This window comes from Mesorhizobium sp. DCY119 (assembly GCF_003590645.1).
Taxonomy (GTDB): Bacteria; Pseudomonadota; Alphaproteobacteria; order Rhizobiales; family Rhizobiaceae; genus Mesorhizobium_M.
Genome location: NZ_CP031834.1, coordinates 2,066,080 through 2,081,530 on the forward strand (window position 1 = coordinate 2,066,080; position 15,451 = coordinate 2,081,530).

Consider the following 15,451-nt stretch of genomic DNA (forward strand, 5'->3'; position numbering starts at 1 on the left):
GGCCGGGGAAACCCGGCCTTTCCTTTTGTCGCAACCTTCGGATTCTGCCTCGCCAAGAAAGCCGTTTCACCTTAAGAAGCGGCTTATGTCGATTTGGGCCAGCATAGGCGACTTCATCAACCGCGTTTCCGCTTCCGCAGCATCCGGCATCGCCGATGTCGTCGAGGCGGTGCGAACGGTGTTCGAGGGAGACGTAGAACTGCGCCGCCGCGTATCCTTTTCGGTGGCGATGATCGCGCTATCGGCCAAGATGGCGAAAGCCGATGGCGTGGTAACGCAGGACGAAATCCGCGCTTTCCGCGAGATTTTCGAGATTCCGCCGAAGGAAGCGCACAATGTCGCGCGGCTTTACGATCTCGCCAAGCAGGATGTCGCGGGCTTCGAAACTTATGCGCAGCGCATGGCCGGGCTTTGCGGCTCGGGCCATCAGAACTGCGCCATGCTGGAAGATATCCTCGACGGGCTGTTCCACATTGCCAAGTCGGACGGTGTGCTGCATGAGCGCGAGAGCCTGTTTCTGAAGCGCGTTTCGGAGATTTTCCGGATCGAGGAGGCGCATTATCAGACCATTCTGTCGCGGCATCTCGATCTCGGTGATGCTGACCCTTATGTCGTTCTCGGTATCGAGCGCGGAAAACCTTTCAAGGATGTGCGCAAGCATTATCTCACGCTGGTCGCAAACAACCATCCGGACAAGCTGATCGGCCGCGGTTTGCCGGAGGAGTTTATCAAGATCGCCACGACGCGCGTCGCCGCCATAAACGCCGCTTATGAAATGATCGAGCGCGGAGCGCGCGCCGCATGAGCGGATTTCCGCCCGATCATCCCGGCGCCGAGATCCGCGTTTCACGGAATTTCACACCGCGCCGTGGCACCGACCGGCCGGACATGATTATTCTCCACTACACCGGGATGGCGACGGGCGAAGCGGCCGAGGCTTGGCTGTGCGATCCGGCGAGCGAAGTGTCTTCGCACTATCTGGTGCATGAGGACGGGCGCATCGTTCAGATGGTGCGCGAAAGCGATCGCGCCTGGCATGCCGGCAAGAGTTTCTGGCGCGGCGAGACCGACATAAACTCCTGGTCGGTCGGAATCGAGATCGTCAATCCGGGCCATACCCTGGGTTACAAGGCCTTTCCAAAGGGGCAGATTGAGGCAGTTATCGGGCTTTGTGGTGGAATTTCCGGGCGCCATGGCATCGTGCCTGAAAGAATTTTAGCGCATTCTGATGTGGCACCGGGTCGCAAGGTGGACCCCGGCGAAAAATTTCCATGGCGAATTCTGGCGCATGCAGGCGTCGGCCATTTTGTGGAGCCCGCCCGCACGCGCAAGGGCTCGATGCTGAAGCCCGGGGACGAGGGCGTTGCCGTCGAAAGGCTGCAGTCGATGCTCGCGCTCTACGGTTATGGGATTGAAATCACTGGAATTTTTGATTCTCGGACTGAAATCGTGGTCGCTGCGTTCCAGCGCCACTTTCGCGTCAGCAGGGTAGACGGCATTGCCGATCCCGCCACCGTTGAAACACTGCGCCGCCTGCTGTCCAAACTGCCGGCCAGTTCCGCCTGAAGTATACCGGCGAGCGAACTGTCGTTACAAAGTGTAACCTAAAGTTACTTTGCCGGCCTTCATTGCCGCCAAATCGACCGGCAAACCCATTGCCGTGCAGATGGTGAAGATGTCCCCAAGATAGCTTGCCGTTGAGTAAGGGTTGCTGCGTGATTTCTTCACGCGGCCAATAAACAGATTAGGTAATCATGAAGAAACTGACCGTTCTCACGGCAGCTTTTGCTGTCGGCTTGATAGGCTTTGCCGCGAATGCGGAGGCCGCTTCCACAAGAAAAGATGAAAATGTCGTCGTCGTGCCTTCGGTCAAGGGAAAGGCGAACGTGAAGGTCGCGGATGCGAAGGTCTCGAAGCGGGACGTGAAGAAGACGACGAGCGTCAAGAAGACGACCGGCGTGAAGAAGGCCAAGGCTCAGAAGAGTGGTTCGAAGGTCAAGCAGGTGGTCATGAAGAGCCGCAAGAGCGGCACGAAGACCGAGATCGACATGACGCAGACTGCTTCGATCGGCAAGAAGGGCGCGAACACGCAGAAATATGCCGGTGCACAGTATAGCAGCATCGTTGCTCGTTATGCCGCAACCTACGGCGTGCCGGTGTCGCTCGCCCATGCCGTCATTCGCGTTGAAAGCAATTACAATCCGAATGCGCGCGGCAGCGCCGGGGAAATCGGGCTGATGCAGATCAAGCCGTCGACGGCCCGCATGATGGGTTACAGCGGCGGTGCCGGTGGATTGTTCAACCCCGAGACCAACATCAAATTCGGCATGAAGTATCTGGCCATGGCCCATTCGCTGGGCGGCGGCACCACCTGCGGCACGGTTCTGAAGTACAATGCCGGCCATGCCGCAACGCGCATGAACCCGGTTTCGTCGGCCTATTGCAGCAAGGTGAAGCAGCAACTCGCCATGAACTGAGAGGCCGCCTGCTAACTCTACCCTGACGGTCATCTGACGCGGCAGGGCGAGTTATCAAACGACCTCTGGTCACTATTGCCGTGGAATGCATGAAGCCTGCTTGAAAAAGCAGGCTTTTTCATTTGCCTTTTCAGGCGCGAACCCCTTTATACGCATTGCCAGCCGGCCGGGCGGCCGCACCAGCGAGAGCCGAAAGGCTGCGGGTGAGGAAAGTCCGGGCTCCATGGAAACACGGTGCCGGATAACGACCGGCGGGGGCGACCCCAGGGAAAGTGCCACAGAAAGCAAACCGCCGCGCTTGCGCGGTAAGGGTGAAAGGGTGGGGTAAGAGCCCACCGCGCGACTGGCAACAGGAGCGGCAAGGTAAACCCCACCGGGAGCAAAACCGAATAGGGATGGTATGAGGGGGGAAACCTCTCAGGGCTGTTTCCGGCCCTGCCATCCGGGTAGGTTGCATGAGGCGCATGGCAACATGCGTCCAAGACGAATGGCCGCCACGTTTTTGCGCCGCAAGGTGCAAAGGCCATACAAAACCCGGCTTATAGGCCGGCTGGCATTTTAACTTAAACTCTTCCGTTTCAGCGGCTTGCGAGATTTTTCAGGTGCGTCGAGTCATCGACTTCGCGCGATGAATCGGTTTGGCCTGCTCAATGGTGCTTCTTGAATGTGGTGCGATTTAATCGTACCATTTTGGTCAAAGGAGATGCGTCATGGGACATGTCGACAAACGCAGCATCACGCTTTCGCCGGAACTCGCGGCGAGTGTCGATGACGCCGTTGCAGCGGGCGAATATGCGTCGGCCAGCGAAGTCATCCGCGACGCGCTACGCCAGTGGAAGGAGCGCCGCGACCTGTTCGGGTATTCGATAGAGGAGTTGCGGACGCTGATTCAGGAGGGGATTGATAGCGGGCCGGGGCGGTTCTCCTCGATGGATGAGATCAAGAAAGAAGCGCGTAGCCGACTGGCAAAGAGCCGCTGATGACATATCTGCCGGTAAGGAAGTCCGCCCGCGCAGAAGAAGATTTGATCGACATCTGGCTTTACGTCGCAGCGAATAACGAGGCTGCAGCTGACCGTCTTCTCGACAGATTTCAGGCTCGTTGGGAACTGCAACCTTATTCAGGCATGGAGCGAACCGACATTGCGGCAAGCATCAGGCATCTGGTCATGGGCGAATATCTGACCTTCTACCGGATCGCCGCAGATCACATCGAAATCCTCCGCGTCCTTCACGGCAAGCGCGACATCACCGCCGACGATCTCGAAGCCTGATCGGTTCAGCCGCTCACATTATCCAGCGAAGCCTTGATCGCCGTCCAAAGCTCCTCTGCCGGCTCGCAGCCGATCGCGATGCGCACGAAGCCCGGCGGCACTGCGTCGCCGCGCTTGTTGCGGCGCTCGGCCGATGTGTGGACGCTGCCGAAGGACGTGGCCGCCTGCATCAAGGTGCAGCCATTGATGAAGTCTTCCGCCTGGTCCTCCGAATCAAGCACGATGCTGATCAGAAAGCCGAAGCGTTCCATCTGGGCGCGGGCGAGATTGTGCGAAGGATCTCCTTCAAGACCTGGAAAGCGCACGAGTTTCACCGCCGGATGCTCTTTCAGGCGTCGCGCTATCACCTCGGCGGACGAGCACATGCGGTCGAACCGCACTTCCAGCGTTTCAAGGCCGCGATGCACCAGCCAGGCGTCGAATGGGCTCGGGATGCTGCCGGCGGTTTGGCGCCAATCCTTGATGGCGGTGATGATATCGGCGTCGCGGCTGGCGACATGGCCGAACAGGGCATCGGAGTGGCCGTTCGGCGCCTTGGTGTCGGCTGCCACGACGATATCCGCGCCGAGGTCGAGCGGGCGCTGGCCGTAGGGCGTCATGGTGGTGTTGTCGGCGACGAGGATTGCGCCGGCGGCGTGGACGGCTTCGGCAACCGCGGTGATATCGCAGATGTCGAGCGTCGGGTTGGATGGCGTTTCGATGAAGACCAGCCGATAGCCGGAAAAACCGCTGTCGAGGAAGGTCGCGGTAGGCCGGACATCCAGTTCGACGCCAAGCTTGCCCAGGAACCTGTCGGCAAGAATTCGGGTCGTGTGATAGCCGTCGGCAGGCAGGAGAATGCGGTCACCGGATTTAAGCATTGCAAAGAATACCGCTGCGATCGCCGCCATGCCGGAAGGGAAGGCGACGCTCGGCGCGTCTTCCAGATGGGTGAGCAATTCCTCCACGGCATCCCACGTCGGATTGGAGAAGCGGCCATATTGGTGAAAGCCGGTCGAATCACCGGGGGCGTGAAAGGTCGCCGACATCGTCAGTGGCAGGGGAATCGGCTCGCCGCGTTCGAGCTTTCTGCCGCGCAGATGGGCAAGAGATGCGGCGCGCGAATGGCTGTCTTCGAACATGCTTTCAAGGCTTTCGACAGGTTTGCGGTTCCTTGCAACGCTATTCTGGTCGGCTGGCGCGGGCAAGGTGAGTGGTGCTGGGCCAGACGCTTCTAAACGGTTCGTTAGGCTTAATGGACGATAAAGGTGGCAATGCCGTCAAAGCCGCTGAAAGCGGCGGCGTGGCAGTCGTTGTGTAGTCCGTTCCCGTTGACGCCCATATTGGCCCATGCTATCCCATTCGGATAATCAAGACTTCGTTCCAGTCCCGGGTGAAGCGTTCCCCAAGCGATTAGTCGCGGCGGTCGCGCGGGGCGATCTTTTAGCATTCGAAAGCAGGGATCTGGGTGCGAAGGCACCGCGTTGCGACAACGCGGGGGACAAGATGGCAAGCGACGCGACGGGGGCGGCTGTATCAATTGATGGACCGGTTTCTGTCCAATGCGGTGAACAGGATCGATGCCAAGGGCCGGGTTTCGGTTCCGGCGCATTTCCGTTCGGTCGTGCAGAAACGCGGTTATTCGGAACTCTACGCTCTGCGCGCGCTGGACATTCCGGCGCTGGATGTCGGCGGGCTCGATCTGCTCGACCGTTACGAGCAGCGCATCGCGCAGGAAGATCCGTTCCTGCAGACTGCGGACGACATGTCCTTTTTCTGTCATGGCGACGGGATGTTCCTGAAGCTGGATCAGGACGGCCGCATAACGGTCTCGGATTTCATGCGCGAGCACACCGGCATCTCCTCGGAGGTGGTGTTCGTGGGTCGTGGCAATTTCTTTCAGATGTGGGAACCGGAACGTCTGCGCGCCTATGGCGCGGAAGTGCGTGCGCGGCTCTTGAAGCTTCGGCAGGGGGCGGGCGCAAAGCCGGTGGAGGAAGCGGAATGATGACGAGCGATGGCGAAGACGATCATGCCGTTGGCGGATCGGCTCCCCACATTCCGGTTCTGCTCGATGAAGTGATCTCGGCATTGGCGCTTGAGACAGGCGACAGGATCGTTGACGGCACTTTTGGCGCAGGCGGTTATACGAAAGCAATTCTGGCGCAGGGCGCGAATGTCGTTGCCGTGGATCGCGATCCCGATGCGATTTCTGCCGGGCGCGAACTCGAGGCGCAATCGGGCGGCCGTCTGCAACTGGTGCACGGGCCGTTCTCGCAGCTCGACGATTATGCACACGATGTCGATGGCGTCGTGCTCGATATCGGCGTTTCCTCGATGCAGCTCGACCAGGCCGAGCGCGGCTTTTCCTTCCGCTTCGACGGCCCGCTCGACATGCGCATGGCGCAGGAAGGCCTCAGCGCTGCCGATGTCGTCAATCGCTTCAAGTCGGGCGATCTCGCCCGTATCTTCGGCTTTCTCGGTGAGGAGCGTCACGCCGGGCGCATCGCACGCATGATCGAGAAGCGCCGTGCAGTGCGCTTCTTCGAGCGCACGCGCGATCTGGCCGAGGCGATTGCCGATCACGTCGGGCGCAATCCCAAGGACAAGATCCATCCGGCGACGCGCGTCTTCCAGGCGCTGCGCATCTACGTCAATGACGAGCTTGGCGAACTGGCGCGCGCGCTGTTTGCCGCCGAGCGAGCATTGAAGCCCGGCGGACGACTGGTCGTGGTGACCTTCCATTCGCTCGAGGATCGCATCGTCAAGCGCTTCATCGTCAATCGTTCCGGCAGTGCTGCCGGCTCGCGCTACATGCCTGAAACGCAGGTCCAGGCTGCAACCTTCGAAAAATCGGGCGGCGCAGTCGGACCTTCCGAGGCCGAGACCGAAGCAAATCCGCGCGCGCGTTCTGCCAAGCTGCGCGCCGCGATCCGCACGGAAGCGCCGTCGCGTTCCGACGACCTGTCGATCTTCGGCCTACCCAAACTCCCTGAAATCCGGTCCGAAAGGTAAGAAACAAATGTTCCGCACAAGCGACATCGTTCTCATCGCGGTCATGGTTTCGGCGGCTGCCTTCACCTACAAGACCAAGCATGATGCGGAAAGCCAGCTCGACGCCGCGCGCAAGATCGAGCAGCAGATACGTTTCGAGGAAGACTCCATCGATCTGCTGAAAGCCGACTGGAGCCTGCTGACCCAGCCCGCGCGCCTGCAGAAACTGTCGGAGCTTTACGAGTCCCAGCTTCAGCTGCAGCCGGTGGAGGCGCGCCAGGTCGTAACTCTCGACGATCTGCCGGCGCGTCCCGTCGACATACCGGATTTCTCGACGCAGCGGCTCGGTGGCATGGCCGATAGCGGAACCGACAAGATCGTGACGGGGGCGGTGACTCAATGATGAAGTTTTGGCGCAAGCGCATCTCGAAGGCTGAATCCTCAACGGCGTCGATCATCGTCGAGGGCGCGCGCAAGGCGACAGGCGGACGGTCGAAAAACCGCGTGGTCATGACCATGGCGGTGTTCCTGGGCATTTACGCGACCATCGCGGGGCGTCTCGTCTATCTCGGCTTCCAGGACCCCGAAGCTTCGGGTGGCCCCGTCTCGCGGGTCACCGCGTCGCGTCCCGACATTGTCGACCGCAACGGCGAGGTGCTGGCCACGGACATCAAGACGGCTTCGCTGTTTGCCGAACCGCGCCGCATCGTCGATGCCGACGAGGTCATCGAGAAGCTCCAGACCGTGTTGCCCGACATCGAAGTCGAGCAGACCTACAACAAGCTGAAGAGCGGTACCGGTTTCGTCTGGCTGAAGCGCCAGCTTTCGCCGAAGCAGCAGAACGACATCATGCAGCTCGGCCTGCCGGGCATCGGCTTCCGTACCGAGAAGCGGCGCTTCTATCCGGGCGGCCCGACGGCTTCGCACATTCTTGGCCTGACCAATATCGACAATCAGGGCATCGCCGGAATGGAGAAGTATATCGACGATCAGGGCCTTGCCGATTTGCAGGCCTCGGGTCTGGCAACAGCGAAAGACCTGAAGCCGGTGCGGCTTTCGATCGATCTTCGTGTGCAGCATATCGTGCGCGACGAGGTCTCCCGCGCCATGGAAAAATTTCACGCCATTGCGGCGGGTGCGGTCGTGCTCAACGCCAAGACCGGCGAAGTTCTGGCCATGGCCTCAGTGCCGGACTTCGACCCGAACAATCCCTACAACGCGCTCGACAAGGATCACCTGAACCGCATGTCGGCAGGCACCTACGAGATGGGCTCGACCATCAAGAGCTTCACCACCGCGATGGCGCTGGATTCGGGCAAGGTGACGCTCAACAGCACCTTCGACGCGCGTCGGCCGATCACCATCGGCCGCCAGACGATCCGCGACTTCCACGGCAAGGGCCGCATTCTGACCGTGCCGGAAGTGTTCATCTATTCGTCCAACATCGGCTCGGCGCGCGAGGCTGACGTGGTCGGCATCGAGGGACACCGTGAGTTCCTGAAGCGCATTGGCCTTCTCGACCGCATGAAAACCGAACTTCCGGAAGTGGCGCGCCCGTCCGAGCCGAAAGTCTGGAAGAAGGTGCATTCGATCACCATCGCCTTCGGCCACGGCATGTCGACGACACCGCTGCAGACGGCTGTCGGTGCGGCGGCGCTGATGAACGGCGGCCTGCTGTTCGAGCCGACATTCCTGCCGCGCACGCAGGCGCAGGCCGACGCTGTGGCCACGCGCGTGATAAAGGAAAAGACCGGCGAGGATATGCGCTACCTCTACCGTTTGAACGCGACCGCGCCCGGCGGCTCCGGCAAGCGCGCTGCAGTTCCCGGCTATCGCGTCGGCGGCAAGACCGGCACCGCCGAAAAAGTCGTGAACGGCCGTTACTCCTCGACTGTCCGGTTCAACGCCTTCGTCGCGGCCTTCCCGATGGAAGACCCGCAATACATCGTGCTCAGCATTATCGATGAGCCGAAGCCCGAAAAGCCCGGCGCGGGCGCCACGGCCGGGTTCAATGCGGCACCTATTGTGTCGAATATCATCAGGCGTTCTGCTTCCTTTCTTGGCGTACAGCCAGATTTCGGCCATGAAACTGAAGCTAAGCTGGTTTCGTACCAATGATTCTCGAGGCGCGCCGGCAAAGCGCGCCATTTGTTTATGACGAACGGACTTCGATGAAGCTGAAAGAACTTGCCGGTATCCTGCCTGTCGAAGGGACATTTCCAGGCGATCTGGAGACGGGCGGAGTTTCTTCGGACTCCCGCACGATACAGACTGGCGACATCTTCGTGGCCGTGGCCGGCACCAAGGCCGACGGCGCGGTTTATGCCGCTGACGCCGAAAAGCGTGGTGCGGCAGCGATCGTCGCCGCCAAGGGCGCGCAGTTGGGCTCGCCCTCTATCCCGGTGCTGTCGGTGGACGATCCGAGGCGTGCGCTGGCGCTGCTTGCGGCTCGGCTATTCAGCGGTCAACCCGAAACCATGGTCGCCGTGACGGGCACGAGCGGCAAGACGTCCGTCGCAGCGTTCACGCGTCAGATTTGGGAGCGGGCGGGCTTCGCAGCAGCCAGCATCGGCACCACCGGCGTCGTCGCACCTGGCCGCAACGAATATGGTTCGCTGACCACGCCCGACCCGGTCGAACTCCATCGCCTGCTGTCGGAATTGGCCAAGGCCGGCGTGACCCATGCTTCGATGGAAGCTTCCAGCCATGGCCTCGACCAGCGCCGACTGGATGGCGTGAAGCTTGCCGCCGGCGGCTTCACCAATCTCGGCCGCGACCATATGGATTATCATCCGACGGTCGAGGAATATCACCAGGCAAAGCTTCGCCTGTTCGACACGTTGCTGCCGAAAGGCGCGCCGGCGGTGATCTTTGCCGACGATCCATGGTCGCAGCCGACCGTCGCCGCCGCGAAGGCGGCAGGCCTCGAAGTGCTGACCGTCGGCCGCCACGGCGACTTCCTGCGCTTGAAGCGCGTCGAGCACGAGCGCTATCGCCAGCGCGCCGAGATCGAAGCCGGCGGCATTATTCATGAAATCGATCTGCCGCTGGCCGGCGATTTCCAGATCTACAACGCGCTGGTTGCTGCCGGTCTTGCCATTGCTACGGGCACGGACGCCGCAAAGGCGCTTGGTGCGCTCGAAAAGCTGAAAGGCGCTCCCGGCAGGCTGGACCTCGTCGGTACCACCGTCGAAGGCGCGCCGATCTATGTCGATTACGCCCACAAGCCAGACGCGCTGGAGAATGTGCTGGCTTCTGTCCGTCCCTTCACGACCGGCCGTGTCGTCGTGGTGTTCGGCTGCGGCGGCGATCGTGATCGCGGCAAGCGTCCGATCATGGGCGAGATCGCGACACGTCTCGCCGATGTCACCATCGTCACCGACGACAATCCGCGCTCGGAAGTACCCGAGACGATCCGCGCCGCCATTCTGGCCGCCGCACCCAATGCCATCGAGATCGGAGACCGCCGCGCCGCCATTCGCGAGGCGATATCGATGCTTCACGCCGGCGATACGTTGATCGTCGCGGGCAAGGGCCACGAGGAAGGCCAGACCATCGGTTCCGAAACCTTCCCGTTCTCGGATCATGAAGAAGTGCGGCAGGCTCTTAGGGAGCATGCGGCATGAGCTTGCTCTGGACCTCCGATGCGCTGATTGCGGCAATGGACGGTCGCCCGCTCGGGCATATGCCTGATGGCATAACCGGCATTTCCATCGACAGCCGCAGCCTGAAGCCGGGAGAGGCGTTTTTCGCCATCAAGGGCGAGGCCATGGACGGCCACGATTTCGCAACCGCCGCAGTCAAGGCTGGTGCGGGTCTGCTGGTCGTGGCCGAAGGCAAGCTGCCGGCGCTCGGGCGACTGACCGCGCCGATGATCGTCGTGCCGGACGTGCTGGTAGCACTCGAAAAGGCCGGCATCGCAGCACGCGCCCGTGCACAGGGCAAAATCATCGCCGTGACCGGTTCGGTCGGCAAGACCAGCACCAAGGAAGCGCTGCGTCACGCGCTTTCGGCTGTGGGCAAGGTGCATGCCTCGGCCGCGTCCTTCAACAATCACTGGGGCGTGCCGCTGACGCTCGCCCGCATGCCGGAAGATTGCGATTACGCCATCTTTGAGATCGGCATGAACCACGAGAATGAAATCCGCCCGCTGGTGAAGATGGTGAGGCCGCATATCGCGATCATCACCGCCATCGCGGCGGCGCATCTCGGGCATTTCAAGAGCCTCGACGATATCGCCAAGGCCAAGGCTGAGATTTTCGAGGGTATCGAGCCGCATGGCACGGCGCTCATCAACCGTGACGATGCTCGCTTCAAGCTGCTGGAAAAGCTGGCGCATGCGGCCGGCGTCGAAAATGTCGTCGGTTTCGGAGAGCATGTGCGGGCGCAGGTGAAACTCACCAATTTTGTGCTTCACGCCGATCATTCGATCATGACGGCGAAGGTGCTAGGCAAGGAAGTTGCCGCCAAGATCGGCGCCCCGGGCCGTCACATCGTCCAGAACGTTCTGGCGGTTCTCGGTGCTGCGCATCTTGCCGGCGCAGACGTGACCAAGGTGGCTTTGGCGCTCGAAGATCTGGTGCCGGAGCGCGGTCGCGGGCAACGCCATGTGCTGCGTCACCGCGAGGGGCCGTTCACGCTGATCGATGAGAGCTACAACGCCAATCCGGCATCCATGAAGGCGGCGATGGCGCTTCTGGAGGCGACGCCGGTTTCGGGAGAGGGGCGGCGTGTCGCTGTGCTTGGCGATATGCTGGAGCTTGGCCAGCATTCGGCGAAGCTGCACGCAGCGCTGGCCGAGCTTGTCACCGAAGGCAAGACCAATCGCGTCTTTCTCGCCGGGCCGGAGATCAAGGCTCTGGCGGAGGTTCTGCCGAGCGATTTTCATACTGAGTACCGGGCAAGCGCGCAGGACCTCAAGTCGGTCCTGATCAAGGCGATCCGTCCGGGCGACGTCATCATGATCAAGTCATCGAAGGGCATCGGTTTTTCGAAACTTGTCGATGCGCTTCTCGAAAAGTTCCCGGCGCAGGCCGGAAGCACTGCAAACAGCTGATCGCGGTCCGGGGAAAGGCCTTAGATGCTTACTTTACTGGTTGATTTTGCGGACCATTTTTCGGCCTTCAATGTCTTTCGCTACATCACGTTCCGCACCGGCGGAGCGCTGATCACCTCGGCGCTGATCGTCTTCATCTTCGGGCCGATGATCATCAACTCGCTGAGGGTCAGGCAGGGCAAGGGTCAGCCGATCCGCGCCGACGGGCCGCAAACCCATTTCAAGAAGGCCGGCACCCCGACCATGGGTGGCCTGATGATCATCTCGGGCATCGTCGGTTCGTCGCTGCTATGGGCGAATATAACCAGCGCCTATGTCTGGATCGTCCTGCTTGTGACGCTTGGCTTCGGCGCGATCGGCTTCTACGACGACTATCTGAAGGTGACGAAACAGTCGCATCTCGGCTTTTCCGGCAAGGCGCGGCTGGCGATCGAATTCGTCATCGCGGCAATCGCCGGCTGGGCGATCATGCATGCGGGGCAGGAGCCCTTCTCGTCCTCGCTGACATTCCCCTTCATCAAGGATTTCCTGATCAATCTCGGCTGGTTCTTCATACCTTTCGCCTGCATCGTGATCGTCGGAGCAGGCAACGCGGTCAACCTCACCGACGGGCTGGACGGGCTTGCCATCGTGCCGATCATGATCGCGGCCGCGTCCTTCGGCGTCATCGCCTACCTCTCGGGTAACGCGGTATTCGCTGAATATCTGCAGATCCATTTCGTGCCCGGCACCGGCGAACTCGCGGTGATCCTCGGCGCAGTCATCGGCGCCGGTCTCGGCTTTCTCTGGTTCAATGCACCGCCGGCCGCCATTTTCATGGGTGACACCGGCTCGCTGGCAATGGGCGGCCTTATCGGCACCATCGCCGTGGCGACGAAGCACGAGATCGTGCTGGCCATTATCGGCGGCCTGTTCGTCATGGAAGCCCTGTCGGTCATCATCCAGGTCGGCTTCTTCAAGGCGACCGGCAAGCGCGTGTTTCTGATGGCGCCAATCCACCATCATTTCGAAAAGCTCGGCTGGACCGAGAGCCAGGTCGTGATCCGCTTCTGGATCATCGCCGTCATTCTTGCGCTGGTCGGCTTGTCGACCCTAAAGTTGCGGTAGGGGATTTAGATGATTCCAGCGCGCTCGTTCGGCGGCAGGCGTGTAGCGCTCTTCGGGCTTGGCGGCTCGGGGATAGCGACGGCGCATGCGCTCATCGAAGGCGGCGCCAGCGTGTCGGCGTGGGACGATAATCCCGAAAGCGTGCTCAAGGCCAAGGCGGCGGGAATCGAGACGAAGGATCTGCGCCAGGCAGACTGGTCGCATTTTTCCTCGTTCGTCCTGTCTCCCGGCGTGCCGCTGACACATCCGAAGCCGCACTGGACGGTGGAGCTGGCGCGGGGTGCAGGTGTCGAGGTCATCGGCGACATCGAATTGTTTGCGCGCGAGCGCATTGCGCGGGCGCCGGCGTCTCCCTTCATTGCGATCACCGGCACCAACGGGAAATCGACGACCACGGCACTGACCGCCCATATCATCCAGGCGTCCGGCCGTGATACGCAGATGGGCGGCAATATCGGCCGCGCCGTCATGACACTCGATCCGCCGAAGAACGATCGCCATTACGTGGTCGAATGCTCTTCCTATCAGATCGATCTTGCGCCTTCGATCAACCCCACGGCGGGCATCCTGCTCAACCTGACGCCTGACCATCTCGATCGTCACGGCACGATGCAGCACTACGCGTCGATCAAGGAGCGGCTGGTTGCGGGCAGCGAGACCGCAATCATCGGCATCGATGATATCTACTGCGCCCAGATCGCCGACCGCCTCGAAAAGGCGGGCAAGGATGTCGTGCGCATTTCCAAGCGATTGCCGCTGACCGACGGTTATTTCGCCGATGGCACCAATCTGATGGAAGCAAAGCACGGTCGCTTCAGCCGCATTGCTTTCCTTGAAGGCATCGGCTCGCTGCGCGGGCAGCACAATGCGCAGAACGCGCTTGCTGCAGTCGTCGCCTGCATGAAAGTAGGCCTCGATCTTGGCGAGATACAGTCCGGCCTCGAAAGCTTTCCGGGCCTCGCCCACCGCATGGAGCAGGTGGCCCGCCGCGACCATGTGCTGTTCATCAACGATTCCAAGGCGACCAACGCGGATGCGGCAGCACCTGCTCTCTCGAGCTTCCCGCGCATCTACTGGATCGCCGGCGGATTGCAGAAGGAAGGCGGCATCGAGCCATTGCGCGGGTTCTTTTCGCGCATCGCCAAGGCCTATCTGATCGGCGAGGCGGCACCAGCCTTCTCGGCGACGCTGGGCGAGGCCGTGCCCTACGAGATTTCCGGCACGCTCGCTGCGGCCGTCGAGCATGCGGCGCGCGACGCCGCCCTCGACGATGCCAGCGAGGCGGTCGTCCTGTTGTCGCCGGCCTGTGCGAGTTTCGACCAGTTCAAGAATTTCGAAATACGCGGCGCAGCCTTCAAGGAGGCTGTCGGCGCGCTTGAGAGAATAAAGCCCATTGGAGGGACACGCTGATGGCAAGCCGTCTGGACAAAAGCCCGGTCGCAATCTGGTGGCGAACGATCGATCGCTGGTTTCTCGCTGCCTTCCTGTCCTTGATGGGCCTCGGGATCATCCTGTCATTCGCGGCTAGTCCGGCGGTGGCCGAGCGCATCGGGCTCGGCAGTTTCCACTTCGCCACAAGGCAGATTTTCTTCACCATCCCGGCACTGGCGGTGATGCTTGCAGTGTCCTTCCTGGAAGCGCGGGAGGTGCGGCGCATGGCGCTCATCATGCTGTGCGTCTCACTGGTGCTGATGGTGGCGGTCCTCTACATCGGCGTCGAGGTCAAGGGCGCGCGGCGCTGGGTGTCATTCGCCGGCGTCTCGATCCAGCCTTCGGAGTTTCTGAAACCGGCTTTCGTCATCGTCTGCGCCTGGCTGTTCGCCGAGCATGCGCGCCAGCCCGACATTCCCGGCAATCTCTTTGCCATGATCCTGCTCGGCCTCGTCGTGGCCTTGCTGGTGGCGCAGCCTGACCTTGGCCAGACCATGCTGGCGCTCGGCACCTGGGGCGTGATGTTCTTCATGGCCGGCATGCCATGGCTGTGGATCGTCGTGCTCGGCGCGCTTGGCGCCGGCGGTGCGGTGGCGGCCTATACGATATTCCCGCACGTCGCCGGCCGTATCGACCGCTTCGTGACGGGCGAGGGCGATACGTTCCAGGTCGACATGGGCCGCGAGGCTGTCATCAATGGCGGCTGGTTCGGCGTTGGACCGGGTGAGGGCACCGTCAAGCGGATCATCCCCGACAGCCACGCCGACTTCGTCTTTGCGGTCGCCGGCGAGGAATTCGGCATCGTGCTCTGCTTCGCCATCATGTTCCTGTTCGCCTTTATCGTGCTGCGCGGGCTGAACACGGCGCTGAAGGAGCAGGACGATTTCACCCGCTATGCCGTGGCCGGGCTGGTCGTCGTGTTCGGCTTCCAGTCGGTCATCAATATGGGCGTCAACCTGCAGCTCATGCCGGCCAAGGGCATGACCTTGCCTTTCATCTCCTATGGCGGTTCCTCGCTGATCGCGATTGCCATCTCCATGGGCATGGTGCTGGCCCTGACGCGAAAGCGACCGGAAAAGCGCAAGCAGGTCGGCTTCTCGGGGCTCTCCCAGCACGCCATGCCGGCGGAATGAC

At 61.4% G+C, this 15,451-nt stretch carries 15 protein-coding genes and 1 other RNA gene; 15 read left to right on the forward strand and 1 reads right to left on the reverse strand.

The features are described 5' to 3' along the window. Nucleotides 1-85: 85 nt before the first annotated feature. From DZG07_RS09980 to DZG07_RS10005, 6 genes are all read left to right on the forward strand, one after another. On the forward strand, nucleotides 86-805 hold the full coding sequence (locus DZG07_RS09980) for a DnaJ family molecular chaperone (RefSeq protein ID WP_119816546.1): 720 nt from the start codon (nucleotides 86-88) through the stop codon (nucleotides 803-805). Further along, the gene (locus DZG07_RS09985) at nucleotides 802-1,566 is read left to right on the forward strand and encodes an N-acetylmuramoyl-L-alanine amidase (RefSeq protein ID WP_119816549.1); all 765 of its coding nucleotides are present in this window, start codon (nucleotides 802-804) and stop codon (nucleotides 1,564-1,566) included. Before DZG07_RS09980 ends, DZG07_RS09985 begins: the two co-directional genes overlap by 4 nt. Before the next feature lie 188 nt (nucleotides 1,567-1,754). Continuing rightward, the gene (locus tag DZG07_RS09990; RefSeq protein ID WP_119816552.1) at nucleotides 1,755-2,477 is read left to right on the forward strand and encodes a transglycosylase SLT domain-containing protein; all 723 of its coding nucleotides are present in this window, start codon (nucleotides 1,755-1,757) and stop codon (nucleotides 2,475-2,477) included. Between the two features lie 158 nt (nucleotides 2,478-2,635). Continuing rightward, an RNA gene (rnpB, locus tag DZG07_RS09995) (RNase P RNA component class A) lies at nucleotides 2,636-3,035 on the forward strand. 152 nt (nucleotides 3,036-3,187) lie between these two features. Continuing rightward, the gene (locus DZG07_RS10000) at nucleotides 3,188-3,457 is read left to right on the forward strand and encodes a type II toxin-antitoxin system ParD family antitoxin (protein ID WP_091914662.1); all 270 of its coding nucleotides are present in this window, start codon (nucleotides 3,188-3,190) and stop codon (nucleotides 3,455-3,457) included. Continuing rightward, nucleotides 3,457-3,750, forward strand: a complete 294-nt coding sequence (locus DZG07_RS10005) for a type II toxin-antitoxin system RelE/ParE family toxin (protein WP_119816555.1) — start codon at nucleotides 3,457-3,459, stop codon at nucleotides 3,748-3,750. Before DZG07_RS10000 ends, DZG07_RS10005 begins: the two co-directional genes overlap by 1 nt. Before the next feature lie 5 nt (nucleotides 3,751-3,755). Here the strand turns inward: DZG07_RS10005 and DZG07_RS10010 are convergent, their stop codons facing one another. Further along, the gene (locus DZG07_RS10010) at nucleotides 3,756-4,871 is read right to left on the reverse strand and encodes a cystathionine gamma-lyase (RefSeq protein ID WP_119816558.1); all 1,116 of its coding nucleotides are present in this window, start codon (nucleotides 4,869-4,871) and stop codon (nucleotides 3,756-3,758) included. 401 nt (nucleotides 4,872-5,272) lie between these two features. Here DZG07_RS10010 and mraZ point away from each other — a divergent pair, with 401 nt between their 5' ends. From mraZ to ftsW, 9 genes are read left to right on the forward strand one after another with little or no spacing between them, the layout of a single operon-like run. Next, nucleotides 5,273-5,737, forward strand: a complete 465-nt coding sequence (gene mraZ / locus DZG07_RS10015) for a division/cell wall cluster transcriptional repressor MraZ (protein ID WP_119816561.1) — start codon at nucleotides 5,273-5,275, stop codon at nucleotides 5,735-5,737. After that, nucleotides 5,734-6,744 (forward strand): 16S rRNA (cytosine(1402)-N(4))-methyltransferase RsmH, encoded by a 1,011-nt coding sequence (gene rsmH, locus DZG07_RS10020; RefSeq protein ID WP_119816564.1) that lies wholly within the window; start codon nucleotides 5,734-5,736, stop codon nucleotides 6,742-6,744. Before mraZ ends, rsmH begins: the two co-directional genes overlap by 4 nt. A 7-nt stretch (nucleotides 6,745-6,751) precedes the next feature. Beyond that, nucleotides 6,752-7,126 carry a hypothetical protein gene (locus DZG07_RS10025; protein ID WP_119816567.1) on the forward strand — a complete coding sequence of 125 codons (375 nt, stop codon included), beginning with the start codon at nucleotides 6,752-6,754 and terminating at the stop codon, nucleotides 7,124-7,126. Continuing rightward, on the forward strand, nucleotides 7,123-8,841 hold the full coding sequence (locus DZG07_RS10030; protein WP_162931592.1) for a penicillin-binding protein 2: 1,719 nt from the start codon (nucleotides 7,123-7,125) through the stop codon (nucleotides 8,839-8,841). Before DZG07_RS10025 ends, DZG07_RS10030 begins: the two co-directional genes overlap by 4 nt. Before the next feature lie 53 nt (nucleotides 8,842-8,894). Continuing rightward, nucleotides 8,895-10,349 (forward strand): UDP-N-acetylmuramoyl-L-alanyl-D-glutamate--2,6-diaminopimelate ligase, encoded by a 1,455-nt coding sequence (locus DZG07_RS10035; RefSeq protein ID WP_119821582.1) that lies wholly within the window; start codon nucleotides 8,895-8,897, stop codon nucleotides 10,347-10,349. Further along, the gene (locus DZG07_RS10040) at nucleotides 10,346-11,779 is read left to right on the forward strand and encodes a UDP-N-acetylmuramoylalanyl-D-glutamyl-2,6-diaminopimelate--D-alanyl-D-alanine ligase (protein ID WP_119816570.1); all 1,434 of its coding nucleotides are present in this window, start codon (nucleotides 10,346-10,348) and stop codon (nucleotides 11,777-11,779) included. The genes DZG07_RS10035 and DZG07_RS10040 overlap by 4 nt, the downstream gene beginning before the upstream one ends. Nucleotides 11,780-11,803: 24 nt before the next feature. Next, a complete protein-coding gene (mraY, locus tag DZG07_RS10045) occupies nucleotides 11,804-12,886 on the forward strand; it encodes a phospho-N-acetylmuramoyl-pentapeptide-transferase (RefSeq protein ID WP_091914675.1) in 1,083 nt (360 codons plus the stop codon). 9 nt (nucleotides 12,887-12,895) lie between these two features. Then, a complete protein-coding gene (gene murD / locus DZG07_RS10050; RefSeq protein WP_119816573.1) occupies nucleotides 12,896-14,296 on the forward strand; it encodes a UDP-N-acetylmuramoyl-L-alanine--D-glutamate ligase in 1,401 nt (466 codons plus the stop codon). After that, complete coding sequence (gene ftsW / locus DZG07_RS10055) at nucleotides 14,296-15,450, forward strand: putative lipid II flippase FtsW (protein ID WP_091914679.1); 1,155 nt, start codon at nucleotides 14,296-14,298, stop codon at nucleotides 15,448-15,450. The genes murD and ftsW overlap by 1 nt, the downstream gene beginning before the upstream one ends. The last annotated feature ends 1 nt before the right edge of the window (nucleotide 15,451 follow it).